The 26038-nt window shown below is 41.7% G+C and carries 25 protein-coding genes; 9 read left to right on the top strand and 16 right to left on the bottom strand.

All coding sequences use genetic code 11. The annotated features are described in order from the left end of the window. Nucleotides 1-32 precede the first annotated feature (32 nt). The 4 genes from accC to B3V51_RS06395 all read right to left on the bottom strand — a co-directional run bounded on the left by accC (nt 33) and on the right by B3V51_RS06395 (nt 4391). A complete protein-coding gene (accC, locus tag B3V51_RS06410) occupies nt 33-1394 on the bottom strand; it encodes an acetyl-CoA carboxylase biotin carboxylase subunit (protein WP_071001443.1) in 1362 nt (453 codons plus the stop codon). 125 nt (nt 1395-1519) lie between these two features. Further along, nucleotides 1520-1948, bottom strand: a complete 429-nt coding sequence (accB, locus tag B3V51_RS06405) for an acetyl-CoA carboxylase biotin carboxyl carrier protein (protein ID WP_075106157.1) — start codon at nt 1946-1948, stop codon at nt 1520-1522. A gap of 241 nt (nt 1949-2189) precedes the next feature. Further along, nucleotides 2190-3557 (bottom strand): MATE family efflux transporter, encoded by a 1368-nt coding sequence (locus B3V51_RS06400; RefSeq protein ID WP_212564525.1) that lies wholly within the window; start codon nt 3555-3557, stop codon nt 2190-2192. 345 nt (nt 3558-3902) lie between these two features. Then, nucleotides 3903-4391, bottom strand: a complete 489-nt coding sequence (locus B3V51_RS06395) for an EVE domain-containing protein (protein ID WP_212563602.1) — start codon at nt 4389-4391, stop codon at nt 3903-3905. Nucleotides 4392-4853: 462 nt separating this feature from the next. Between B3V51_RS06395 and hemW the strand changes: the two genes are divergently transcribed. Then, nucleotides 4854-6119, top strand: coding sequence for a radical SAM family heme chaperone HemW (gene hemW, locus B3V51_RS06390; RefSeq protein ID WP_286708150.1), 1266 nt, complete (start codon nt 4854-4856; stop codon nt 6117-6119). Nucleotides 6120-6227: 108 nt separating this feature from the next. Here the strand turns inward: hemW and B3V51_RS06385 are convergent, their stop codons facing one another. Beyond that, nucleotides 6228-6368: an entericidin A/B family lipoprotein gene (locus B3V51_RS06385; protein ID WP_252962385.1), complete on the bottom strand. Its 141-nt coding sequence runs from the start codon at nt 6366-6368 to the stop codon at nt 6228-6230. Between the two features lie 261 nt (nt 6369-6629). Between B3V51_RS06385 and B3V51_RS06380 the strand changes: the two genes are divergently transcribed. Beyond that, nucleotides 6630-7190, top strand: coding sequence for a tRNA (cytidine(34)-2'-O)-methyltransferase (locus B3V51_RS06380; protein ID WP_286708128.1), 561 nt, complete (start codon nt 6630-6632; stop codon nt 7188-7190). Between the two features lie 92 nt (nt 7191-7282). On the opposite strand, the gene B3V51_RS06375 is transcribed toward B3V51_RS06380, so the two are convergent. Genes B3V51_RS06375 through tusD form a run of 4 tightly spaced genes read right to left on the bottom strand, consistent with a single transcriptional unit; the run spans nt 7283 to nt 8862 of the window. Further along, nucleotides 7283-7642: a TusE/DsrC/DsvC family sulfur relay protein gene (locus B3V51_RS06375; RefSeq protein ID WP_102092846.1), complete on the bottom strand. Its 360-nt coding sequence runs from the start codon at nt 7640-7642 to the stop codon at nt 7283-7285. Next, a complete protein-coding gene (locus tag B3V51_RS06370; RefSeq protein ID WP_286708127.1) occupies nt 7639-7968 on the bottom strand; it encodes a hypothetical protein in 330 nt (109 codons plus the stop codon). Before B3V51_RS06370 ends, B3V51_RS06375 begins: the two co-directional genes overlap by 4 nt. A 53-nt stretch (nt 7969-8021) precedes the next feature. Next, nucleotides 8022-8345 carry a hypothetical protein gene (locus tag B3V51_RS06365; RefSeq protein WP_075106164.1) on the bottom strand — a complete coding sequence of 108 codons (324 nt, stop codon included), beginning with the start codon at nt 8343-8345 and terminating at the stop codon, nt 8022-8024. A gap of 52 nt (nt 8346-8397) precedes the next feature. Further along, nucleotides 8398-8862: a sulfurtransferase complex subunit TusD gene (tusD, locus tag B3V51_RS06360; protein WP_286708126.1), complete on the bottom strand. Its 465-nt coding sequence runs from the start codon at nt 8860-8862 to the stop codon at nt 8398-8400. Between the two features lie 398 nt (nt 8863-9260). Between tusD and glnE the strand changes: the two genes are divergently transcribed. The 6 genes from glnE (at nt 9261) to B3V51_RS06330 (ending at nt 17567) form a co-directional block, all read left to right on the top strand. After that, nucleotides 9261-12125 carry a bifunctional [glutamate--ammonia ligase]-adenylyl-L-tyrosine phosphorylase/[glutamate--ammonia-ligase] adenylyltransferase gene (gene glnE, locus B3V51_RS06355; protein ID WP_286708125.1) on the top strand — a complete coding sequence of 955 codons (2865 nt, stop codon included), beginning with the start codon at nt 9261-9263 and terminating at the stop codon, nt 12123-12125. Nucleotides 12126-12434: 309 nt separating this feature from the next. Beyond that, nucleotides 12435-13364 carry a branched-chain amino acid transaminase gene (locus B3V51_RS06350; protein WP_093069073.1) on the top strand — a complete coding sequence of 310 codons (930 nt, stop codon included), beginning with the start codon at nt 12435-12437 and terminating at the stop codon, nt 13362-13364. 106 nt (nt 13365-13470) lie between these two features. Next, nucleotides 13471-14307, top strand: coding sequence for a glycosyl transferase (locus B3V51_RS06345; protein WP_286708124.1), 837 nt, complete (start codon nt 13471-13473; stop codon nt 14305-14307). Between the two features lie 73 nt (nt 14308-14380). Then, nucleotides 14381-15247 (top strand): glycosyltransferase, encoded by an 867-nt coding sequence (locus B3V51_RS06340; RefSeq protein WP_071001454.1) that lies wholly within the window; start codon nt 14381-14383, stop codon nt 15245-15247. A 65-nt stretch (nt 15248-15312) separates the two neighbouring features. Next, nucleotides 15313-16392: a glycosyltransferase gene (locus B3V51_RS06335; protein WP_071001455.1), complete on the top strand. Its 1080-nt coding sequence runs from the start codon at nt 15313-15315 to the stop codon at nt 16390-16392. A gap of 65 nt (nt 16393-16457) precedes the next feature. Beyond that, nucleotides 16458-17567 (top strand): glycosyltransferase, encoded by a 1110-nt coding sequence (locus B3V51_RS06330; protein ID WP_071001456.1) that lies wholly within the window; start codon nt 16458-16460, stop codon nt 17565-17567. 66 nt (nt 17568-17633) lie between these two features. Here the strand turns inward: B3V51_RS06330 and B3V51_RS06325 are convergent, their stop codons facing one another. The 4 genes from B3V51_RS06325 to B3V51_RS06310 all read right to left on the bottom strand — a co-directional run bounded on the left by B3V51_RS06325 (nt 17634) and on the right by B3V51_RS06310 (nt 21759). Further along, the gene (locus B3V51_RS06325; RefSeq protein WP_284719318.1) at nt 17634-18401 is read right to left on the bottom strand and encodes a hypothetical protein; all 768 of its coding nucleotides are present in this window, start codon (nt 18399-18401) and stop codon (nt 17634-17636) included. A gap of 83 nt (nt 18402-18484) precedes the next feature. After that, nucleotides 18485-19498 carry an NAD-dependent epimerase gene (locus tag B3V51_RS06320; RefSeq protein WP_071001458.1) on the bottom strand — a complete coding sequence of 338 codons (1014 nt, stop codon included), beginning with the start codon at nt 19496-19498 and terminating at the stop codon, nt 18485-18487. After that, nucleotides 19498-20664 (bottom strand): nucleotide sugar dehydrogenase, encoded by a 1167-nt coding sequence (locus B3V51_RS06315; RefSeq protein ID WP_186474634.1) that lies wholly within the window; start codon nt 20662-20664, stop codon nt 19498-19500. Before B3V51_RS06315 ends, B3V51_RS06320 begins: the two co-directional genes overlap by 1 nt. Nucleotides 20665-20757: 93 nt before the next feature. Further along, a complete protein-coding gene (locus B3V51_RS06310; RefSeq protein ID WP_286708123.1) occupies nt 20758-21759 on the bottom strand; it encodes a Stealth CR1 domain-containing protein in 1002 nt (333 codons plus the stop codon). Nucleotides 21760-22048: 289 nt separating this feature from the next. Here B3V51_RS06310 and B3V51_RS06305 point away from each other — a divergent pair, with 289 nt between their 5' ends. Beyond that, on the top strand, nt 22049-23173 hold the full coding sequence (locus tag B3V51_RS06305; RefSeq protein ID WP_286708122.1) for a glycosyltransferase: 1125 nt from the start codon (nt 22049-22051) through the stop codon (nt 23171-23173). Here the strand turns inward: B3V51_RS06305 and B3V51_RS06300 are convergent. The 3 genes from B3V51_RS06300 to B3V51_RS06290 form a co-directional block, all read right to left on the bottom strand. Beyond that, on the bottom strand, nt 23170-24027 hold the full coding sequence (locus B3V51_RS06300; RefSeq protein WP_186474632.1) for a hypothetical protein: 858 nt from the start codon (nt 24025-24027) through the stop codon (nt 23170-23172). The two genes, B3V51_RS06305 and B3V51_RS06300, sit on opposite strands and share 4 nt — an antisense overlap. 105 nt (nt 24028-24132) lie before the next feature. Further along, complete coding sequence (locus B3V51_RS06295; RefSeq protein ID WP_286708121.1) at nt 24133-24927, bottom strand: glycosyltransferase; 795 nt, start codon at nt 24925-24927, stop codon at nt 24133-24135. Nucleotides 24928-25057: 130 nt separating this feature from the next. Next, nucleotides 25058-26038 (bottom strand): lysophospholipid acyltransferase family protein, encoded by a 981-nt coding sequence (locus B3V51_RS06290; protein WP_071001463.1) that lies wholly within the window; start codon nt 26036-26038, stop codon nt 25058-25060.

Raw genomic sequence — 26038 nt, 5'->3', positions numbered from 1 at the left:
GTAAGCAAACTACAGCTTAGCGCTGTTTTGATCTATGCCTCTTTCTCGGCTTTGTCTGTGTTTAGAAGCTCTCTTTCGAGATAATGAATGTTTTGCGCTTCCTTGGCAAAATTATCATCTGACAAAATCACATCACGGTGTAGCGGTATATTGGTTTTGATGCCTTCAATGATCAATTCATCTAATGCATGTAAGGTTTTAGCAACCGCTTGCTGACGAGTTTGACCATGGCAGATAAGCTTACCAATGAGTGAATCATAGTAAGTCGGTATCTCATAGCCAGGGTATAGATGTGAATCGAATCGAACACCTGCGCCACTTGGCGCAAACAGTTGATTGACAGTACCAGGGCAAGGAACAAAAGTTGCTGGATCTTCAGCATTAATACGGCACTCAATCGCGTGGCCTTGGATTTCAATCTCACTTTGACGATAAGATAAACCATAGCCGGCTGCAATTTTTAGCTGTTCAACGACGACATCGATACCAGTAATCATCTCGGTTACTGGATGTTCAACCTGTACGCGCGTATTCATCTCAATAAAGAAAAATTCATTATTCTCAAACAAAAACTCAAACGTACCAGCGCCGCGGTATTTCACAAGCTCACAGGCTCTCACACAGGCCTTCAGGATAGGTTCGCGGACATCATCTGGGATATCTGGCGCAGGCGCTTCTTCTAGTACCTTTTGATGACGACGCTGCAATGAGCAATCACGGTCATACAGATGGATAGCATTACCATTGCCATCACCCAGTACCTGTACTTCTACGTGGCGCGGGTTTTGAAGATAGCGCTCCATATAGACAGTATCATCACCGAACCAAAGCTCAGCTTCTTGCTTAGCAGCCTGCACTTGACCGACCAGCTCATCAAAACGTTCAACCACACGCATACCGCGTCCACCGCCGCCAGAAGCCGCTTTGATCAATAGCGGAAAACCGATATTGCGCGCTTGTTCTTCAGCATTATGTAGCGTAACGGCACCCACAGAGCCAGGCACGGTTGGTACGCCCGCTTTTTTCATGGCGTTGATCGCAGAGACTTTATTACCCATCAAGCGAATGTGATCTGCATTAGGGCCAACGAAGGTCAATCCTGCTTCTTCTACGCGCTCAGCAAACTCAGCATTTTCAGACAAAAAACCATAACCCGGATGAATAGCATCCGCGCCAGTGATTTCAGCGGCAGTTAAGATAGTATTAATATCAAGATAACTTTGATTGGCATTAGGCTTACCAATACAAATTGCCTCATCAACAAAGCGCAGGTGCATCAAGTTGGCATCAGCAGTAGAGTAGACGCCTACCGTTTCGATACCTAGCGCTTTACAAGCTCGAACGATGCGCAGGGCAATCTCACCTCTATTGGCAATGAGCAATTTTTTTATCATGGGTTCATCCTTGTCGAAGCATCAGTTATTGACCAAGTTTTGATATCTAGCATCCTGTTATTTGACTTTGATGCGATACCTATATCAAAAACCAGCCATAATGAAATAAAGTATGGCAAATATCGTTACGCTTTATAACGTATGACAGGTTGGCCGAACTGTACGACTTCAGAATTATCTACCAAGATTTCGTCAACAATACCGCTTTGAGTCGCTTCAAGAGGGTTCATAATTTTCATCGCTTCGATAATACCTAGAGTATCACCCGCTTGAACTTTTTGACCAACTTTTACAAATGGTGGGTCGTTAGGACTTGGCGCTGAATAGAAAACACCAACCATTGGCGAGTTTTCGACGCTACCCGCTTTTTCCGCAGGTTTTCCTTCAGCAGCAATAGGCGCTGCGCTAGCAGTTGGTGCGGCCATCATGGCTGGTGCAGGCGCATCATAGTGACGAGTCAAGCTAATATGCTCATCGTCTGAACTGATTTCTAAATTAACCAGTTCACTTTCTTCCATAAGGGCAATGAGGGTGCGTATTTTTTCAATATCCATAGTTTTTATCTGACCTTGTACTAAATTCGAAAATAGTGTAACTAAATATTGTCTAATTAGTTGCTAATGATACCTAGATTCAGAGTAATGAGCAATCAATGTACAGTTGTTAACTGAGATTTTTTACATATTTTGACGTAAGCCATCTTTTTAGCAAGAAATCATCTACGATTTATCATAGTCTATGTGACCATATATCGCTAGCAATGGTTATGAGGTGTGACGTTTTAATCAATCAGTTTCAACCCCACAGCGCGGTTAAACGTCTTTGCTGATAGCGCAAACGAAGGGTCAATAGAATAGAAGATAAGAATAGGCCAGTGATTAATGCCATCCAAAAGCCTTGAGCGCCAACATCAGTGAAACGCACTAAATAGATACCTAGTGGTAGCGCCACTAACCAATAGCAAAAAAGCGTGACCCACATCGGTATGGTGGTGTCTTGCATGCCGCGTAATATACCCGCGATATTGACCTGCCAGCCATCAAATAACTGATAGGCAAGGGCAAAAATGAGCAAGTGCATCGACTCCGTTCTGACCGCTGGATTATCGGTAAATGCTGCTGCCAACTCTGGTCTAAATAGCCATATACCAAGCATACAAGTGAGCGCAATCAATACGGTCCAGACAAGTCCAGTTGCTTGTACTTGACGTAAGGCTAAGAGGTTTTTTTGACCATAACGATTTGAGACCATAATCGTGAGTGCCATCGCAACAGATATCGGTATCATAAACAGCTGTGACGTCACTGATAACGCTACTTGGTGTGAGGCTGTTGCAAGCTCTCCGAGCGGACTGATAACAAGAGCGCCCAAACTAAATAAACTTGCCTCAAAAAAGATAGAGACACCAATAGGAATCCCCAATTTTAGAAGTTTTTTGATCTGTGTGCGATTTGGACTCGCAAATCCATAAAAAAAGCGAGTGCTGGCAAATTCCCGCCGCTTGCTGACGCTGGTATAAGCCGCCAGTAACAACACATTTATCCACAATACCAGTGCTGTTGCCACACCGCAGCCTGCGCCGCCCATCTCGGGCATGCCAAATAAACCATGGATAAAAATATAGTTCAGAGGAATATCTGCGAGTAGACCGACAATGCTAATAACCGTCACTGGCTCAGGTCGACCAAGCGCTTCGCAATAACTGCGTAACACAGCATAGACAGCTAATGCAGGGAAACCAAAAGACACACCATGCAAATATTGTGTTGCTATAGGCTGAATATTCTCAGGCACACCCATGATGCCAAGGACATTGGGTGCCAAATTGACAACAATAAAACCAATAAGGCCAAGAGCGCCTGCTGTCCACAAAGACTGCTGAGTAATATGAGGAACATGGTGATGCTGATCTTGACCGACAGCCTCACCAATGAGAGGGGTAGTGGCAATCAACACACCTGTTGCTAACAAAAACAGCGGTAGCCAAATGCCAGATCCAACTGCCACAGCTGCCAAGTCAAGCGCAGATACTTGGCCTGCCATAATGGCATCGACAACCCCAAGCGCTGCTTGGCAAAACTGAGTAATCAAGATAGGTAGGGCGAGTACCCCTAAGCGTAAACTGTAGCTTTTAAAGTCTCTGAAAGATAATGGGAAAACCATGGTAAGCAACTTTTTATTCTTTGCGGTAATTGTTATGAAAGTAGTAACGATGAATAAGCAAATACCGTCGTCAATTCAATATTGACACAGTATGAGAAGAGTGGTGCCGACGATGATACTCCGATAAATAATATGAGCAAGCTTATACAGACGGAGTCAGAAAATAAAAGTGAAGGCACTAAAATAAAAATAACCCGTCAATCCAAGCAGTAGATTGACAGGTCATATACACATAAGATGGTAAAGAAGCCAGACTATGATGTCAACGATTTAGAAGCGCTATATAAATATTCATCTTAGGTTTGTTTTACCTTGGTATTGATAATCAGTAGATAGAGGGTCGAGCTAATCGGTGTGTTCTGGCAGGAGTTCGAGTGTCTCGGCCATGTTCATAATCGCGTGCCAGTGTTTGGGCTCTAATGGAATGACCGTTAATTGCTCGCAGCCCTTTCTCAGCAGTAATGAGTCCTCGAGCGCAGGCAAAAATTTCAGCGCTGATAACGGCAACACCTCTGTAAAAGCTTGCTCAAAAGTGAGATCCACCATATACCAGCGTGGTTCTTCTTCAGTTGCAATAGGATCGTAATAGCGATGCTCAGGATGAAACTGAGTGGGGTCAGGGTAACCTGCTTGACTGACCGTCATAATACCAGCCACACCAGAGGGTCTTGCGCTAGAATGATAAAAGAATACCTGATCACCAACCTTCATGTCGTCGCACATAAAGTTGCGAGCGCGGTAGTTACGGACACCATCCCAGCTATCTGTACCGAGCCGTTGTAAATCGTGAATACCAAAAAACTTTGGGTTTGATTTCATTAGCCAATAAGCCATATGTCTTATCCTTTGCTTCATGTTTAAATTTAATATTATCAGGGTGGTTTTTTATTAAGCAGATTTCAAGCGCGCCGCAAATGTAACGGTTATATAGTGAATTCAGTATAAAAACGATACAGTGGGACTGGGATAAATTTTTCGCAGCATCGAGCAGCATAGGCACAGCACGCAAGGAAAATATTGACTATATTCTGAATACAGCGCTGCGCTTTGGATGCTGTACTGTTAATAGTCTTTTTATATACTGCCTGCAAGTTACCATGGTGAATAAGGGATTTGTGCGTGGCTTTGTTAATAGTTTTATGTCAGTTAGGCTTTTCTTTATATCATCTAGCCGTTATCCTAGCGATACTTTCGATACTGATCATTATTGCCCATTACACAATAAGTTTATTTATGTCCAAAATGAATGCTGATAGCTCGCCAAATAACCTTGATACGTTACAACTCACAGAAAAGATGACAGAGACTAGCGTTGTAGAGGTGACGAGCATTCCACTGTCGCTCTATATCCATATTCCGTGGTGTGTGAAAAAATGTCCTTACTGCGACTTCAACTCGCATGAGCTGCCTATAAACAGTCAGTTGTCTATGTATGATGATTATGTCGATGCGCTCCTTTTGGATGCGAATATGCAACAGACATTGGCGCAAGGGCGTAAAATCAGCTCAATATTTATTGGCGGTGGCACACCATCACTATTGCCAATTGCTCAGTATCAGCGACTGTTCTCTGGTTTGCGGTCATGTTTTGAATTTGCAGAGGACATTGAAATTACGATGGAGGCCAATCCAGGGACACTCGAGCATGCACCATTTGCTCAGTATCTAGAGGTTGGTATCAATCGATTGTCTATCGGTGTGCAGAGCTTTGACGCTGATAAGCTCAAAGTGCTTGGACGTATCCATGATCCTGTACAAGCGTTATCAGCGATACGCGCTGCTAAGGCTGCTGGGTTTGCGCGAGTCAATGTCGATCTCATGCATGGTCTGCCGCAGCAAACCATGAACGAAGCATTAAATGATATTCAAATGGCGCACGATGCTGGCGCAACGCATATCTCTTGGTATCAATTAACGATTGAGCCTAACACGGTGTTTTATCGTAGCCAGCCTATTTTACCCGATGAAGACAACTTGGCAGATATCGAACAAGCGGGGCAAGCGCTGTTGCAGCAACTGGGGTACAGCAATTATGAGGTGTCTGCGTGGGCGGGCGAGTCAGATAAGCCTTGCCGTCACAATATCAACTATTGGCAGTTTGGCGACTATCTAGCAATAGGTGCTGGTGCACATGGTAAAGTGACGATTGGTTGTCACGCAGACAGGGGTAGCGCGCCGTCAAAGGAAAGTGATAAATCAGAAAACGATTTATTAGCAGAATCTGGCATCTATCGTTTTAGCAAATCACGTTTGCCAAAAGATTATGTAGGAGATATAGAGACGGAAACATCCAAGAGCACTCAAAACGTACCAAAAATGGTTGGTTGGCAAGCAATCGATAGTGAAGAGTTGGTGAGTGAGTTTATGTTGAACGCATTACGCTTGCATAGCGGTGTTGCTTGGGCGTTGTTTGAGCAGAGAACAGGGCTTAAGCTTGAAAGCGTTACCACACAAGTAGACAAGTTAATTAAGCAAGGGCTACTGATAGATAGTAAGACTCAGTTACAACCAACATTGTTAGGTCAGCGTTATCTCAATCAGATATTGCGTGCTTTTTTATAGCATCTGATAAAGTGTATGTGCAGTAACTACTTAGAATAAAGAATTCGTGACCAAAAAAAAGGACTTACAAAATAGTAAGTCCCTCAAAAAATCTAAAAAAAGCAGACCTTAGATTTTGTTTTGTACGTCTTGTGCGCCGTCAGTTACAGCATTTCCAGCGCTTGATACGTCTTGGCCAAGGCCTTTAAACGTGTTGCAACCAGTTAGAACAAACATAGCAGCTAAAGATGCGATGATTACTTTTTTCATAATAGTATCCTCAAAGATAAATGAATGGTTATAAATAACAACAGTGACGCTAAGTATCTTGCTCAAGCTTCACTGAAGGGGTATTGGATGAGACAGTCATACATAAATGCTATCTCGCTATCCATTACAGACATCATAGTGAAAGTTAAAAACCCTGCACAGTATCAAAATGTAATTATTGGCAGTAAACTGTAACTTTTAATTACCTACCGCTCATAAATTTAAATAACAGAGCATCGACTAGTTGTGGAGTAAACAAATATGACCATTCATATCGTGTTGGTCGCCCCAAAAATGCCGAGCAATACTGGCAATATCATTCGACTGTGTGCCAACAGCGGCGCGCAGCTGCATTTAGTCAGACCGTTAGGGTTTGAGCTTGATGACAAAAAACTACGCCGCGCAGGCCTTGATTATCATGAATACGCGCATTTGCAGGTGCACGAAGATTGGGCTGCAGCGAGGCAAGCCTTGCAATCAGCGGACTGCCATATTGTCACCGCATTGACCACCAAACTGAGCAAACCATTCTATGATTATGATTTTGGCGGGCAAGCAGACAGTGAAAAACCTGACAATAAAACCATGCCCAATATCGCGTTAGTATTTGGTTCAGAGACAGCAGGTCTGGCAGATGATATACGAGAAGATATCGGTGCTGATAATTGGTTGAGATTACCAATGTTGGCTGATTCGCGCAGTCTCAATTTATCCAATAGTGTCGCCATATGCTTGTATGAAATATGGCGACAGCAAGGATTTTTGGGTGATGAAGGACGAAGTGTCGGTTATGAAACGCTGACAGCCTACGATCCGAAATAGCGATCCAAAGTAGCGATGTACCAAATGAGTCGAGGATATGACTGACTCATCAGTGCTCACTTGGTAAGCAGCCACAGTTAAAAAAGACACTTTTATAGGCAATTGGGCGGCTTGGGTAGCCCAGCTAAGCGATTGACATGGCGCGCAACCAATCCTGTATTAAATAGCTGTTGTAGTTTTTGATTGCTAATATCGTGCTCAGGCAAAGTTTTCTGTAGCCATTTAATCAATGGGCGTGTCGCTGGCGCATGATTAAATTTGACAAAAAACGCGCGCACTTGCTGCAAGATTTGTAAGTGCTCACTCGTTAGGCTGACATCTAGCGTGTCTGCTAGTTGTTGTGCGATATCAGGTGTCCAAATCGTATGGTCACACAAATGCCCATCTTGATCTAATGCAATATCGGTCGATGCTGTGGCAGTATGAGTTGTCGTAGAGGTATGAGTCGTCATAAGGCAATCGTCACCACTTTATCAAACTGACTATCCTGAGATAGGCTAATCCATTCTTCATCCGTTAAAATACCAGTCAATTTGCTCTCTAAATTTAGCTTGCCAGCAGTGTTAACTGTCAGCTGCGATATATCATCCGCTAATGCATAAATACCTGCAATACCATCTATTTCACTATCATTCAAATAAGCATTGAGCCAGTCAATAAAAGCGGCTGTGGTACCAAGTAAGATAATACTGTCGCCAGTGCGCCAAGTGCGAGACATCTCTTCAGCACTGCGCCTGAGGGTATCCATCGTGCTGTGTAATTGATATAAAGTTGCCATAACAGTGTCCAAGTGTGTACTTTATTATTTTATAAGTTTGATTATATTGCCAATTAAAAAGTTAAAATCTGCTCAAAATCTTGCGAGCGGATCATTTCTGGCACCAGCATGAGCTGTGAAGTCAGATCTACTGGCATCATTCCAATCACCCAACCACTAAAGACATCATCAGGTAGCCAAGCCGCTGGCATGTCGTAAAGATCAAGCGACTGAATCATACCGTGCAAACGTGATTCAGGCTGCATCAATAAGCCAAAAACAGGTGCATCCAAGTACAGCTGCACTTCATGACCGAATGTCGCTAATGTCAGTGCCAGAGCGCAGCCTTCATAGCTTGCTGCTTCGGTGGGTGTATGCAGCTGGATTAATAATCTCATCATGTATTCCTAAATATATTTATCGCAGGCTAATGTCGTAATGGATACGCTATCAAAACTGTATTAAGCGGCAGCCATTCTGCATCATCAGAGCGAGCTCACTGAGTCCCACCAACGTAAATCCTGTCGCCAGATTGTCACCATCAAGCTGATGGCGGGTACTGTTATCGGTATCACTCACACCGCGGCTAAGAGCTGTGCTAACACAAACAGGCAGTGGCAACTGATATTGTTCAGCCAACATTTGCCATTCTTTGGTCAAATTCATTTGATCAGCGGACTGCCAGCGTAGCCGATTCGCCAGATGCGCCGAATCCCCATAAAAAAAGACATTGAGCAATGGCCGTTTGGTGATAGGATTGTCGATGTCTTCTTTATTGACGATATCGTCTGCATGACTATCGATATTATGATCAGCTGATGCGCTCTTAAGATACGCGCGCGCATAACGTAATGCTAAATGCGCTAATGGGTGACTAGGATCAGCGGTAATAAGTAGTAGCGGGGTAGTAGTCATAGGGACAGTATCACATATTATAAATAAGCGTTTAGAGAGTGTTATAAGGGTGAGACAATATTATTGAAAGGCTATAAATGTTTTGTGTAAAGTAATCTAATCGATTTATAGTCGAACTTTAATATTTCTTAATACCATTGAGTCAAAACGCTATTTTTATTGAGTATAAAGGTGCGCTGCAATGAAGCTGTCTCAAAGCATTTCGATTAAAGATGTTTATGCTACCATAAAGCGGCTCAAAGCAAATAGAGTCACTGTTACTAAACAGGGCTTTATGTTTTGTAATGATATATTGAGTATGTTCATCTGATGCTGTGACTGTCTCGTAAGAAAAAACAATAAACTTATGAGTTGGGTTCACGTAGTCTTACCATTCTATGTAAGGAGTTTTTGTCACTATGTTACCTGCTATGCCCTCACGTATGAACAGTGGTACAGATTATCAGCCGACAGCAGAGCAACTGCAAGTACTGCAAACAGCCAGTGAGTTTGCTTATCAAATTTGGGAGAGCCGAACGGTTTCCTGCCAAACATTTTTGCGTAGCTACCCACTGAACAGTACGCTGACTCGTCAGCAAATCGATGATCTGATACAAGATTATACGCTAGATGAAAACTATCAACTCGCCGATGAAACGAAAGTCATGAGTGGCTTACGTAATTTGCGTAAGCTGTTAATGATGCGCTGGATTTGGCAAGATGCCTTGCAGATGATTAGTCTTGAGCAATTGACTGATGAGCTATCAGAGTTTGCAGGCGGTTGTATCTCCTTTGCCAAGGACTATACCTATCAGCATTTGATTGCTAAATACGGTGAGCCAACCTTTATCAATGAACAAGGCAATGTGCAGATCGATGATATGGCCATCATGGCCATGGGTAAGCTTGGTGCTCAGGAACTGAATTTATCGAGCGATATTGACCTAATATTTGTACATCAAGCGCGCGGCGAAACCAATGGTGACAAGGCAAAGGGCACGCGTAGCATAGACAATAAACGTTTTATGACTCGTCTGGGTCAAGGGATTATTAAGCTGCTTGATCATAAAACGGCTGACGGCTTTGTCTTTCGGGTTGATATGCGCTTGCGTCCATGGGGTGATGGCAGTGATTTGGCCATCCATCTCTCAGCGTTACAGAAATATTTTGCGTTGCATGGACGCGCGTGGGAGCGTTTTGCTTGGTTAAAAGCACGAGTCGTTGGGCAGATAGATCAGCCATTTTATGATGCGATTCAGGCGCTAATCAAACCATTTGTCTTTCGCTATTATGTGGATTACAGCGCGTTTTCAGCACTCAGGGAGATGAAGTCGCTCATTCAAAATCAAGTTGCACAGCGTGAAGATCTAGACAATATTAAGCTTGGCGCGGGCGGTATCAGAGATATTGAGTTTATTGTACAAGCGTTTCAGCTGATCTACGGTGGTCGGCATCCTCAGCTACAGGTAAAGCCTTGTTTGGAGGCGATGCAAGTGTTGCGTGAGCTTGGATATCTAGAGCAGATTACCTACGATAACTTACAAGCCGCGTATCGGTTTTTGCGTCGACTTGAGCATGCGATTCAAGCCATTAACGATCAGCAAACCCAAAGACTGCCGCATGATGCTTATTGGCAGCATAATCTTGCAGTGACGCTTGGGTTTAATGATTGGCAGGCATTACTGACCCAATTAAATGCTCATCGAGACAATGTTAATGTGCCATTTGAACGTATGGTGACAGAGCGTCAAGTACCTGACAATGATGATACTGATCTAGAGCCTGAGCATTTAGAAGCGCAAATTGCGCGTTTAAATGAGGTACTAACAAAAGAAAATCGCGAGTTATTGCAGAATTTTTGGCAATCAAAGATGGTTGCCAACCTCAGCGAGGAGGCCCGAGAGCGCTTAGATGATGCGTATCCTGTCATTGTCCATGCGCTATTAGCCCATCAAGAGCAGCAAAAACTTGCCAATGCTGCCTTACCGCGATTGATTGCATTGCTTGAAGCCATTTGCCGACGTTCAATCTACTTGGTCATGATTGCAGAAAACCCCAATGCAACGATTGAGCTGATTCCGATGCTCTCGGCGAGCCCGTGGATTGCAAAAGAGTTGGCACAGTATCCTGTATTGTTAGACACCTTTTTACAGCAACACTATCGCCACCTGCCAGATAAGCCTGAGCTGCGTGACATCCTGCGCCAACAGCTATTGCGTGTCGAACCCAATGACGAAGAAGAGCTACTGAGTGTGCTGCGACTGTTCAAGAAAAACCAAGTGTTGGCTGTGGCTGCCAGCGATGTGTTGGCTGAGCGTCCAATCATGAAAGTCTCAGACTCACTGACTTATATTGCTGAAGTGGTACTAGAAGCCGCGCTAGAGCGAGCGTTTGCCGAAATCGTCAATCGTTATGGCTATCCTATCGGTCAAGATGGCGATCCAGTCACTGAGGCTGACTGTGGTTTTGCGATTATCGGTTATGGCAAGCTTGGTGGTTTAGAGCTCTCGTATTCTTCCGACTTGGATTTGGTATTCTTACATAAGATAAAAGAGCAGGGCATGACCACAGGTGAGAAGTCAGTGAGTGGCATGAAGTTTGCCGCACGTCTGGTACAAAAGCTGATGAATTATCTCAATACCCAAACGCGAGATGGTAGGGCATATGAGATTGACATGCGTCTGCGTCCGTCGGGCAACGCTGGCATGATGGTCGTGTCCTGTCATGCCTTTGAAACTTATCAAATGGACAAAGCGTGGTCATGGGAGCATCAAGCACTGGTGCGCGCTCGGGCGATTTGTGGTGACAGACGAGTGACTGCACGCTTCTGTGACATTCGCCGAGATGTGCTGGCGCTGCCGCGGACGTTAGAGCAAGTACGCTCTGAGGTCACCAGTATGCGTATCAAAATGCAGAAGCACTTAGGCACCAGCCAGTGGCAACAGCAAGCGGGCAAGTTTCAACTCAAACAAGATGCAGGCGGTATTGTAGACATTGAATTCTTAGCGCAGTTTGCGGTATTGGCTTACTCACATGAGCATCCAAGCTTGACCAAATGGAGTGATAATGTCCGTATTTTTGAAGAAGTTGCTTCACTTGGTATTTGGGAGGAGCAAGTTTGTCAGGCATTAACAGATGCTTATCTTAGAATACGTGCTGCGACTCATCAACTGGCACTATCAGAGCAATCATTATTGGTCGATGAGTCGCTTTGGCAAGAAACACGCGCACTGGTACAAGCACAGTGGCAGCATCTAATGGGCGTAAAATCTGTCAAAGAATAATTATGAGATTTGTTTTTATTAAGGCCTTGCCGATAGCCAAAGAGGCGCTTAAACTGTAAGGCCTTATGATAATTAAAAACCGTAATTAAAAACTATAGGGTCTCAAACCAAAAGATTTCATTTGCCAACACGGCCAGTGATATAATCGGTCACACATCATTATAATACAGTCAAGTGTTCGTCATAATGAAGCGGTATTTGAGCAATAAAAATGAACGCTGCAGTATTATCACACGATGTTGATCAATACTATTAAATAAAACCTACCTAAAAAAAGTTAGACGTCAGTGCTAGCATAAGGACTATAAAATGAATATGGCAACACAAGATGGTAAGCTTTGGATGAATGGCACAATAATTGAACAACCAGATGCCAACGTTCATGTGCTTACCCATAGCTTGCATTATGGCATGGCTGTGTTTGAAGGCGTACGCGCTTACCAAACAGCTGACAACCGCACCGCTATTTTTCGCCTAAAGGAACACACCGAACGTCTCCTTGGTTCGGCAAAAATCTTTCAAATGGACGTGCCGTTTGATGCGGCGACGCTAGAGCAAGCACATAAAGATGTGGTCAAGCAAAACAACTTGGCAGAAGCCTATATTCGTCCGCTTATTTGGGTAGGTGCAGAAAAGCTTGGCTTATCTTCGCGTGACAATAGCATCAATGCTATGGTTGCTGCGTGGCACTGGGGCGCCTATCTTGGTGAGGAAGGTATCAAAAATGGTATCCGTGTAAAAACCTCTTCATTCACGCATCATATGCCAAACGTCACTATGTGTAAGGCAAAAGCCTCAAGCAACTATCCTGTGTCTATCATGGCCAACCAAGAAGTCACTCGTAATGGTTATGACGAAGCTATCTTGATGGATCCGCAAGGGTATGTATGTCAAGGCGCTGGCGAGAACTTATTCTTGGTAAAAAATGGCGTGCTACATACGCCAGATTTGGCGGGCGGCGCACTTGACGGTATCACCCGTCGCACTATCATTCAGTTTGCTGAAGATTTGGGTATCAAAGTCGTTGAGCGCCGCATCACTCGTGATGAGTTCTATCTAGCTGACGAGATCTTTATGACTGGCACGGCTGCTGAAGTGACTCCTATCCGTGAATATGATGATCGTGTCATTGGTAATGGTGGCCGCGGCGAGATCACTGAAAAACTGCAAACTCTATATTTCGATGTGGTACATGGTCGTAATGAGCAGTATATGGACTGGTTAAGCTTTATTGACTAATAAAGTCGTTAGTTTAAAGACCAAAAAGGCTGAACATAATTGTTCAGTCTTTTTTTTATGCTAATATAGCCATCATATTTATTCTTAAGATTAAAGTGAGCAGTCCATGGCAATAGATTCTAGTACAGCAGATAATAAAGATATCAAACAAATTATTTGTATTAAATGGGGTACAAAGTACGGGGCTGATTACGCCAATAAACTATATGGCATGGTATCGCGTAATATCACGCCACCATTTCGTTTCGTCTGTTTTACCGATGATACCACCGATGTACGTCCAGAAATTGAATGTCAAGAATTGCCACCATTAGATGTCACTATGCCAACCAACACACTTGGCAAGTGGCCAAAATCACGTTTGTGGGGTGAGAAGTTAGGTGATTTGACAGGAACAGTATTATTTGTAGATTTGGATGTGATTATAGTAGATAGTCTCGATCCTTTCTTTGAATACGGCGAGCCGGACGATGTTATTTTATCTTATAACCCAAGTAACCCGCTAGAGCGCCTCGGCCAGACTTCTTGCTTCCGCTTTCAGGTAGGGTCGTTAGTATCTCTTCAAGAGAAGTTTAAAGCAGATCCACAAGGCATCGCGGACAAATATCGTTTTGAGCAGCGCTTTGTGACGCGTAACGCCCCAGGCGGGGTTAAGTTATTTCCGAAAAAGTGGGTTGCGCATTTTAGACGCAAATGCCGTCAACCGTTCCCACTTAACTACATCAAAGAGCCAAAGATTCCTAAAGGTGCTCGAATTGTTATTTTCCCAGGAGATCTATATCCTACACATGCGATCGAAGGTAGATATAATAAAAATGCTGCTAACAATGCCAAAGATCATTTAAAAAGATTAACTGAGCCCAAAAATCTAAAAAGACCGCTACGTCACTTGCGTCATTTTATCTTGCCAGTAGGGTGGATCGAAAAGTACTGGAAAGAATAGGTCCCATTATATATTTGAGTATTATCGCATTGCATTAGCAAAGATAAACATTAGTCAGTGAACGGATAAAATTATGAATACAGAAGATACTATTAAAGTCTTTGTTGGTTGTGACCCAAATAACTGTGATCTAGAGCAGATGATGGTATTAGATTATAGTATTCATAAACATACCAGTGTACCCGTTGAGATAGTATGGATGCAGCTGTCACGTGATCCTAATAGCTATTGGTATTCTAATCCTGAGACTGGAGAGGGTTGGAATACCACTAAATGGTCAACGCCTTTTTCAGGCTTTCGCTGGGCAATTCCAGAGTACTGTCAATACTCTGGTCGTGCCATCTACATGGACGCTGATGTCATTATTTTAGATGATTTGGCAAAGCTGTGGCACCATCCTATTGAAGGACAGTCTGTTGTAGCTGCTAAGACTAATGCGGATATGACTCGATTGTGTACATGCGTATGGGATTGCAAGGCGGCAAAAAACATTGTCCTACCAATTAAAAAACTCAGGAAAGATCCCAAAAGCCATAAAGAAATGATGGCTGTATTTAAAGATAATAATCAGCTCATTGAGCCTTATCAGGATAGTTACAACTGTATAGATGGCGAAAACTTAGCGTTAGAAGATATTAGGATTTTGCATTATTCAGATATGGGTACGCAGTTCAGTCATAAATATTCATTACCTAGAGTCAGTGAAGAAGGTATCGAGCACTGGTTTGACGGTGAAATAATGTCGCACCCGAGGCAGGATTTATCTGAGGTTTTTGATGAATATTATAACGAAGCACTTGCTGCTGGATACGATTTAGACAGTTATAGGGTGGAACCTTTTGGTCATTTTCCTAAAAAATCTCAAGAAGGTTATACCGGTAATAAGGTGACTCGTCCACACGCTTCTAAATCATTTTTTTCGAAGCTATTTAAACGCTAGTTTTTTAATGAAGCAATGATAAGCCTTTCTAAGAAAATGAAAAATTACTCCATAGGTTATCGTGTATGAAGCAGCATAAAAAAACAGTGTTACTCGTTATTAATTGTCTACAGGGCGGTGGTGCGGAACGTGTCGTATTAACATTGGGGCAAGGGTTTTATGAATTGGGCTATGAAGTACATATTCTAAGATTTAAGCCGTTAGTACAATATGACTTAAGTCCGAATCTTAACTACCATGTACTTAAGTTTAAGCCGTATAAACTTATACCAGGGGCACAAAGACGTGACCAGATTTTTGCACGTGCTGTTGATAAATACGTGTCGAAAAATATCGGTCAGCCTGACATCATACTGTCCAACTTAGATCGTGCCGATAGTATACTAAGTAATAGTAAACTGCCTAATATCACTTATATTATTCATAATACAGTATCACTACTCTATAAGTTTAATAAAAATCACGACGCTGAGCAGTTAAAGCAAAGAATGATAGATATATATGCCAAGCATCCTTGTGTGTGTGTCAGTGAAGGCGCTCAAAAAGATTTTATTAAGAGCTTTGGTCATATTACGCCAACCACTGCCATTCATAATCCAATTGATAAAGAGAGTATTCAAAAGCAGGCTAATGCTTTTGTCCCTGACTACCAAAACTATATTATCCATGTGGGTAGCTTTAAAGATGCCAAGCGTCATGATGTATTGGTAAATGCTTATGCAAAAACAGATCAATCTATGCCTTTACTGCTCTTGGGTCAAGGTAAGCATAAAGGTGAAACAGAGCGACTGGTAACAGAGTTAAGCCTAGAAGACAAAGTGATATTTTTAGGATTTCGTGATAATCCCTTCCCTTATATCAAAAATGCGCAGTTTAAGATACTGACCTCTGACTGGGAGGGTTTTGCTTTAGTTATTGCCGAAGCTCTTGTGCTAGGTACTCCTGTTATCAGTACCAACTGTCCATCAGGCCCAAGTGAATTACTACCAGAACGTAACTTAATGCCGATGGGCGATGTTGATGCCATTGCCGCAAAAATGCAGCAAGCGATGAGTAATCCGCAAGCGTTTCATGCGCCATTCGATGAAGCGCTGCTACCAGCCAAAATAGCAGAAAGATACGTAGAATTTACCCAAAATCTTTAGCTGGTAAAACAGTTGGGCCGCTACATCTCTAAGTCTAAATATTTATTTTTAAGAATACTTAATAAATGATTGATAATACTACAGAAAAAAAAGACAATTCGAATAGTAAAGAAAAAGTGCTATTGGTTATTAACTGCTTGCAAGGTGGCGGTGCAGAACGTTCGGTCTTGACGCTGGGACAAGGTTTTCACGAGTTAGGTTATGATGTCCATATTTTACGCTTCAAATCCAAAGTAGCTTATGAGCTCAATGATGATATTACTTATCATCAACTAGACCTAAATGATTATAACTCTATACCTACTAAAAGTCTTAGGTACTGGTATTTTGCAAAAGTATTAGACAGATACGTGCTCAAAGAGATTGGTACTCCAATATTGACGCTAGCGAATTTAGATAAAGCCGATATGGTCTTGCGCCATAGTAGTCTGCCCAATATTGCACACGTAATTAGAAATACTATTTCTAAAAAAATTGAATTGTTTAGAAGCCAAGGCAAAAAAGCAAATGATAAAAGATTAAGCAATATATATTCTCGGCATCCTTGTATATGTATTAGTAAAGGAGTCGAAAAAGACTTTCAAGCTACATTGGGTGTGATGAATACAACGACAATATACAACCCGATTGACCAAAGACAGATTGTGCAATTGGCATCAGAGTTTGAGCCAGAGTTTGACAGTTACATTATTCACGTTGGTAGTTTTAAGACTCAAAAAGCTCATGAAGTATTGATTAGAAGTTATGCAAAGACTCGGAAAACATTGCCACTTCTATTATTGGGTGAAGGTGTATTGCTAGCGTCAATGAAAGAGCTGGTTACTTCTTTAGGTTTGGATAACCGTGTACATTTTTTAGGTTTTCAAAAAAATCCATATCCTTATATCCAAAAAGCACAGTTTATGGTTTTGTCATCAGTCTTTGAGGGATTTGGACGGGTTATTGCTGAATCACTGGCTTTAGGGACACCTGTTATCAGTACAGACTGCCCATCGGGTCCAAGTGAGTTGCTACCACCACACAACCTCGTCCCTGTGGGAGATATTGATACATTAGCTAAGAAGATGGATGAAGCAATGGAGAAGGCTGATACATATCAGTCCTCGTTTGACAAAGAGTTATCACCAATTAATATTGCTCAACAATATATAGATTTTATGAGAACTAATGGTTAGACATTACTCGGTTGCAGCCTTGATAAAAGGTGTAGGGTGTAGTCGTGTAGTAATATATGAAATAGACTAATCCAACCACCATTTAGACCAATCATCTCTGTGCAACTGCCGTAGAGTAGCAAAAGCACTGTCATTATTCTGCAGTTTTTCAAACACTGCCAGTAACATGGTCGTGGCCAATTTATCAACTTTCTGAAATTTATTATAGCGTTTTCGCATATTTCTCAAGCTATCATCGGTGCCGATACGAAAATAAGTAAGACCATCGTACAGAGGCAAGTCACCAGCATAAAGCATATCGGTTTTTTCAGTTAGCAATGGCATAGATTCAGCATTAGTGGATAACTGCAGAAAGTTTTTGGTTTCATAAGTACGTAAAGTATTCATTAGAGTTACGACATTCATCAAGATAGCTGCTCTATGAGTATTGTTTGAATGATCAATAAACGTATCGCAAGCAGAGACAATCCAGCGCAACGACAGATGTGTCAATAAATAGTCGCTCTCTGCTTCCCATAGTCTTTCAAATTCAACGAATGTTTTATCTATTTTGTACTTACGGCGCATTAGTATAATAAGTGTGTTGTGATAAAAGCAGAGCTCAGACTCACCAAGCGATTTGTATTTCAAGTTATTCAAATGGTTTTCTAAATCTGTACTTTTACGCTCATTAGTTAACGCTTCAATATCACACATTGATTCAGTAATGGTTGTTGCTTTCATCTCATCAAAGCTTCTATCATTATAGGTTTTGATAATCTTACCCGCATTCAATCTTTTTTCGCTTCGAAAGATCAATATCAATTTTCTCTGCCAACTTGAAGGTGTAGCCATGTTATCAAAATCCTTTAAAAATATATAAAGATATTAGCGCCTTAATCTCTATGATATAAGCTTTAGAGATCATTGTTATTTGTTTAAACTGAATAATATTGTCTATACCAATCGACAAATTGTTTGATACCTTCTTCGATACTAGTTTCAGGCTTAAAGCCAATATCTTCTACCAATTCATCTATGTCGGCGTAAGTAATCGGTACGTCACCTGCTTGCATGGGCAATAAGTTTTCCTGTGCCTTTTTACCACAAGCATCTTCAATGGCAGTAATAAAACGGCGCAAAGTGACAGGCTGATTATTACCAATGTTGTAAATCTTGTAGGGGGCAGCTGCAGTCGTAATAGTAGAATGCTGGGGCGAAGGTGCTTTATTAATAATGCGAATGATACCGTTGACGATATCATCAATGTAGGTAAAGTCACGCTGCATATCACCATTATTAAAAACATTAATTGGCTCGCCAGCTAGAATTTTCTTTGTGAACGAAAAATATGCCATATCAGGTCGACCGTAAGGACCATAAACAGTGAAGAACCTTAATCCTGTCGTAGGAATATTATATAAATGGCTATAGCTATGTGCCATAAGCTCGTTGGATTTTTTGGTGGCGGCATATAGACTAATAGGAAAATCAACACAATCAGCAGTGGTAAATGGCTGCTTTATATTCATACCATAAACAGAGCTAGAGCTTGCGTAGATTAAGTGCTTAATATCGTGGTGACGACAGCCTTCTAGAATATTAACAAAGCCAACCACATTTGAGTCGATATACGCATTAGGGTTTTCGATAGAGTAACGCACACCTGCTTGGGCACCTAAATTAACAACCGTATCAAATTGATAGGTTGCAAAAAGCTCAGACATGGCTTCACGATCAGCAAGGTCTAACTTAATAAATGTAAAACTTTCTGGATCTGATATCTCACCTAATATTCTCAAACGCGCTTCTTTTAGATCTGTATCATAATAGTCGTTGATATTGTCGATACCAACGATACAGTAATCCCTAGCAGATAGATCTGTTTCTAGTATCGCCTTGATTAAATGAAAACCAATGAAACCTGCCGCACCAGTGACCAGTATTTTCATTAGTCGCTCCCAAATAGATCTCGAGTGAATACTTTATCCGCCACATCTTTTATCTCATCAGATAGGCGGTTTGCGACAATGACATCACTCATTGATTTAAAGGCTTCTAAATCTTGAATCACACGCGAATTAAAGAAATTGTCTTCTTTTAGCACAGGCTCGTAGACAACGACTTCTATACCTTTTGCCTTGATACGTTTCATGATGCCTTGTATGGCAGATGCTCTAAAGTTATCTGACCCACTTTTCATTACTAGGCGATGTATTCCCACGATTTTTGGCTGTCTTTCGATGATTTTATCGGCAATAAAGTCTTTGCGGGTTCTATTAGAATCGACAATGGCTTTTATCAGGTTGCTTGGCACCTCATCGTAATTTGCTAATAACTGCTTAGTATCTTTGGGCAGACAGTAGCCGCCATAGCCAAAGGAAGGGTTATTATAATGATTGCCAATACGAGGGTCTAAGCCAATCCCTTCGATGATTTGTTTGGTGTCGAGTCCAAACGTCTGCGCATAAGTATCAAGCTCATTAAAATACGCTACTCGCATTGCCAGATAAGTATTAGAAAATAATTTAATGGCTTCTGCCTCTGTTGGCTCAACGAACAATAGCGGTACGTCTTTTTTGATTGCGCCTTCAAGTAATAAATTGGCAAATATTCGAGCCTGCTCAGTCTGTGCGCCTACAATGATACGTGAAGGATAAAGATTGTCATGTAGTGCCTTACCTTCTCGCAAAAACTCAGGCGAAAAAATAATGCGATCAGTCGCATAACGTTCTTTGATACTGGTTGTGTAACCTACTGGCACTGTAGACTTAATAATAATGGTTGCTTGTTGATTCACTAACAGCACTTGCTCAATGACGGCTTCTACTGTGGAGGTATTGAAATAATTGGTCTTGGTATCATAATCAGTCGGCGTGGCAACGATGATGAAATCTGCATCTTTATAAGCTTCTTTGGCATCCAGCGTTGCAGAAAAATTGAGCTCTTTGTTCAATAAAAAATTGTCGATATCTGTATCTTCTATAGGAGACTGCTTATTATTTAGCAATTCTACCTTTTCAGCGACAATGTCGACAGCAACGACTTCATTATGCTGTGCTAACAGCATTGCATTCGATAAGCCTACGTAGCCTGTACCTACTACTGCTATTTTCATAATATATCCAAGTGATTTTTGAGCTTTTATTGGTTTAGATCAAGAGGAAGTGAAATTAATCACCATTCAATCTTAAACTAAATATATTTAAATTTATTTATCGGTGCTTGCTATCAAAGAAGCAGGTAGATAAGCCAAGAATTTGTGCCTCATGGCTTGACTGATTTTTTTATATAAGTCTGACTCAAGAAGATCCAAACTTTGAATACAGCCATATTTAATAGTTCTATCTTCTAAAGCAAGAATAAAATCTTCTACGCTATTCTCATTTTTTAGATAGTTGATAGAGGTGTTAGGTTTTAAACTTGCTTCGCCTTTTTGAATTTTTAGATGATTCATTAGCGTTATAGGATTCACTTGGGCGACATCTCTAAATTTATATTTTATCTGCTCAGTCAATAATTGCGGATGATTCAACAAATGGGACTTTAAGATATTTTTATCGACAATATGAGGGTAGTGATGAATTTCAAAAAACTGATTCATGCCCAGTATTTTAGCACTTAACATTTGCGCGATAGTATGCCTTGGCTGTATCGGTGTGCCAAACAATTTAAAGCGTGATTTTCGAAAATTGAGCTTGGCACTCAAAGCAGCACTTTTACGCCACTCACCATGAATGATTAGCTTTTCATTGTCTAAAAAATCATCTATCGTCACTGGTTGATTAAAAAAGAAATCATCGTTCATATAGATAAAATAGTCAGACAATCCTTGGATATTCCAAATCATCGTCTCAATTGATCGAGTGTTGAAGGTCGGTAAAAATTCTTCATAACCCGAAAATATTTCCTTGTGATCGACAATACGTATTTTATCTGCTGCACAGATGTTTTGCTTAGCAAATTCATCAATGAATGCAGGTTTTTGTTGGTCGGTGACCACATAAATATGACGGCAAAAAGGCACGTATTTGATGATAGAGGCAATATTATAGTATATCTCATCATCACTTGCGAAGCGGGTGGCAGTTATGGCATCTGACGCTACGGTGTTGCTTGGCTTGTAGGACTCTCTTTTTTGTTTGAGTATAGGATCTGTGCCATCCACCCAAGCGATGACAACGTCTACTGTTTTCTCATCAAGTTGCTGCATGATTGATCCTGTTTTTTTTCAATAGGTGTCTTTAGTGGCTATACATTCTATTTAAATGTTGATTCTACTTAGATCAGCTATGATATTTATTGATACCTGTATTAGCAAGGGTTAACTGATTTATAAAATCAACAATATTCATGACTTTTTACGCGTCAGTTGATAAGCCTAGCTTATACTGTAGTGAATAAAAGTAGATGAGACTAGCATAAAGAACCAAAATCCTGCAATCATTGTGAACATGGATGCCTTGTATGACTATCATTCAAAAAACCAAGTTGAGATATCAATGCCCATCATTCTATTTATTTTAAAAGCACTTGAAGGCCGAGGTGCTGAGCGGATGGTGACTACATTGGCAAGCGCTTATGCAAAAATGGGTCATAGTGTTCATATTCTATGTCTAGAAGAAACACAGGATATGCCGTTAGATACTGACATTCACTATCATATCGTGCCATACGATGAGGTTTTTTCTGAGCAAGATCTTGAGCCAAACTCTAAGCAGGCACAGGCTTATGAGGCAGTCGCTAAGCGTATTGATGAGTATGTGCTTAGCCAAATAGGGAGGCCAAATCTGATATTGGCTAATATTTATAAAGTGAATTGGATTATGGCGCACAGCCAATTACCCAACATCGTGAATGTGCTGCATACAGCGCTATCTAAGCAGTTTCAACAGCAATTATCTAATCAGCCACTACAGACGATAAATCATTTACGTATGGTCTACGGCGCTCATCCGTGTAGCTGTGTCAGCGAGGGTGCACGCAAAGACTTAAACTCGCTTTTAGGAGACATCACTAAAACCACCACAATTTATAATCCTTGCGATGCCACTTGGATCCAAAGCAAAGCGTTACAAAAACCACATATCGAACAGTTTGGCTTAGCAGATAAACAGTATATTATTCATGTGGCCTCATTCGATACCATGAAAGGTCATCGAGATTTGCTACAAGCCTATGCGAAAACAGAGCGGAAGCTGCCATTAGTATTGGTCGGTAAAGGCAAGCTTGAAGCAGAGATTAAAGCGCTAGCGTTTCAACTTAAGATTAGTGACCGTGTTAGGTTTTTGGGCTTTCAGAGTAATCCTTATCCGATCATTGCCTCAGCGGCATTGATGGTGCTTACTTCCAAATTTGAGGGTTTTGGCTATGTCATTGTAGAGGCGCAAGCACTTGGCGTACCAGTAATCAGTACCGATTGTCCATTTGGTCCAAGAGAGTTGTTACCTGCCAAAAGCTTGATACCCGTCGGTGATATTGAGGGACTGGCGATGCTCATCGATCAAGCAGTAGACAATCTGACGAATTACATAGTGCCGCTAAATCAGCAGCTACTGCCAAATCATATCGCGCAGCAATATTTAGAGTTCGGTGTAGCGTTGAATTCATCAGATAAGAATGACTAAAGATCATTAAATAGAGATTTGGAGACAGGAGAGTGATTGATGACATCGACACCATGCGCCTTGTAGCTCCTACTCAATAAATTGAAAGAAGGCACAATGCGCTCGTTCATGACTTTGTTCAGCGTGCTTGGCGCGCGGTTGTGGTTGTTTTCATAAAATCGCGGCTGATCGCTATTGAGTAAGTCAATCCCATATAGGTGAATGGTCGCTGCATGGCGTGAGAAAGCCAGCTGTGTGGCTACGTAAGCAACCGTACCCGCCTCGACAAATCCATGAGTAACATTGAGTGAGACGCCGATCTCAGTTGCGCTTTGACTGCTATCAATAACAAAATTCGGATGATTGATAAAGTAGGATAAAGGCATTTTCTTATTCAGGCGTTTTTTCTTAAATATGAGCTTATTGAATGATAGCTTATTTGATTTGACGCCCCATGGTCTGTCTACTGGATACAATACCCGCATGGCGTGATGATACGTACGCATGATATCAGGGTGAGTCGTGGCCATCGCTTCAAAGACGGCTAATGTTGCATACAAAGGTTGACCTGTATAATACTGACGTAGAATTTCAGGTTGATGATTGATAAAGCGCGCATCACTGATGACATAACCAGCAATATGATCGAAGGCGTGGTGCTCAGTAAGGCTGATACTACCGTTGACAAAAATAGTGGGCGTGTCTAATAGTTCTGACAACGATAGTTGTTGTACCGATGGCCCTGAGGCAATAATATTGACGTCTTGTCCAAGCAAACTTTGCTCTGCTTCATTGGCATTAAAAGCACTAATAACGATGAGCTCGTTATCAATATTAAACCCAGCGGTAGCAGGTAACCTCAAATATAACGCCATACTATGTTCCAGTCGTTGACCTCAAATAACTTGTATCCTAATGCATTGCCTGCAAATTGTTTGGACTATTGGTGAACTATATACACATGGTTCATGGCTATATATTTAATGCCAATAATCTTTTAACCATGGGCTTGGTTTCACATGTCGATACCATTTACCGCCGCTACCAGCAATGGCATCGGGCGGGTTAATCTCACCATGGAAAATAACAATTTTTGCATTATCTGGCAGTGTAGGGGTCCGCACAAAGTTAAAAGGGATGGGCGCGATACATTGATACTTGAAGCTCACGCACCATGTCTTATCCCAGTACTCTAGGTGATGATGCTCGCGCAAATAGTTAGAGAGGTAAGCCTGCTCGTGACGCACTTGGGTGCGAATGGTGTCAAAATTGCGCTCAAAGTTTGCCAGCAAATCAGGGTAGGTATTCATGCCAACATTGAAGCGATACACGGAGCTATTACCAATCATACGCCACGGCTTTTTCCAGTCGCGGATAATGACCACACTGTCATCATGCTTCGCTTGATAAGTGAAAAACGCATCAATATTATCGACAATCACAATATCAATATCTAAGAATAGTGCCACCCCTTTTAAACCATATAGCTCAGGTTTAAAGGTCGTGAGCTTTTTCCAGCCACGTTCAGGACCTGCTGGTAGATCCATGTCAGGTATGGGATAACAAGCAATCGCAGGATCAATACCTGTGCTGTCATCAGTTAGGCAAACCATTTGAAAATCTAAGCTCAGATGACGGCTCACCATATTGTACAAACGATTGACGTATTCAGGACCGTATTTATCACCCCATTTCATACAAATAATATAACGCTGTTCAGCAGTATGGCTTTGTGTTGGTTCTATAGGTAAGGTTTTAGTTACGTCAGATGTCATAATGCACTCGTAGTGAGATAATAGTGAGGTAAATGAAGGGCTAATAGAAATTAGAGGGTACAGAACTTAGCCAATATTAGCATAACTGTGATTGATGATATGTCTAAATCAGTAAACGATAGTACAGTTATTACTTGCGATTATCGATGTTAGTGTCATCAGTAAAAGAACCACTTACATCGTTACCAGAACGACTAGCAGTAGCGTGATGAGACCGAATAAAGGCTGCTAAAGTGGCTTTATCTTTTCGGTAAGGATTGCCTAGATTTGGTATGCGCTTAAAACGTCGATAGCCCCACATATAGTGACTATAGTTGTCTTTAATCATATGCTCCATGGCTTGATTGAGTGCGTGAGTCGCGACTTCGGTATTGCGGTCATATAGCGCTGGATCGTCGAGCTTATAGCAGTAAATATCAAAACCGCGTCCATCATTACGACGAATACAAGACAAGCCAACTAAGGCACATTTGGTTTTGCTCGCCAGTTTTGAGGCAAGGGTACTGGTTAATGTTTTGATACCAAAGAAAGGAACGACTACGCCGCCTGACGGATCTGGGACGTGGTCTGGTAATACAATACTAAAGCCGCCTTGCTTGAGGGTTTTAAACACGGCTTTAACACCGCTACCATCGGTAGGCACCAAGGTTGCATTGAGACGCGCACGCCCTTGAAGAATAAACTCATTAGCGAATCTGCCGTCTACAGGCTTGTACATAATAGTTGGCGAACCAAACTGATTGAGCCACGCGTTCATCATCTCCCATGTACCGAGATGAGGGACGATAGCCAGCATGCCATTGGGATTGGCAAGACCTTCTAGTAGAATATCTTTATTATGGACGTCACGAATCTGGGCAATACTCCATTCAGGTGGCATTGCCCAGCTTTTTATAGATTCGATACTGCTCAGACATTGATGATAGATGATGTCTTTGGTCAGTGCGCGTTTTTGTGGCTCAGACAATTTGTCAGTAATCAGCGCCATATTAATATGAATGGTACGCATGATGCTAAGACTTGGTATCTTGATGATAACCCAAGCGACAAAACGTGCCAGCATCTGTAGTACAGACAATGGCACGAATTTAAAAATATGATACGGATTCAT

The sequence above is a fragment of the Psychrobacter sp. UBA2514 genome, assembly GCF_002341255.1.
Lineage (GTDB): Bacteria > Pseudomonadota > Gammaproteobacteria > Pseudomonadales > Moraxellaceae > Psychrobacter > Psychrobacter pacificensis.
Note: the sequence above shows the minus strand (reverse complement) of the source record. Positions and strands in the feature narration are given on the sequence as shown.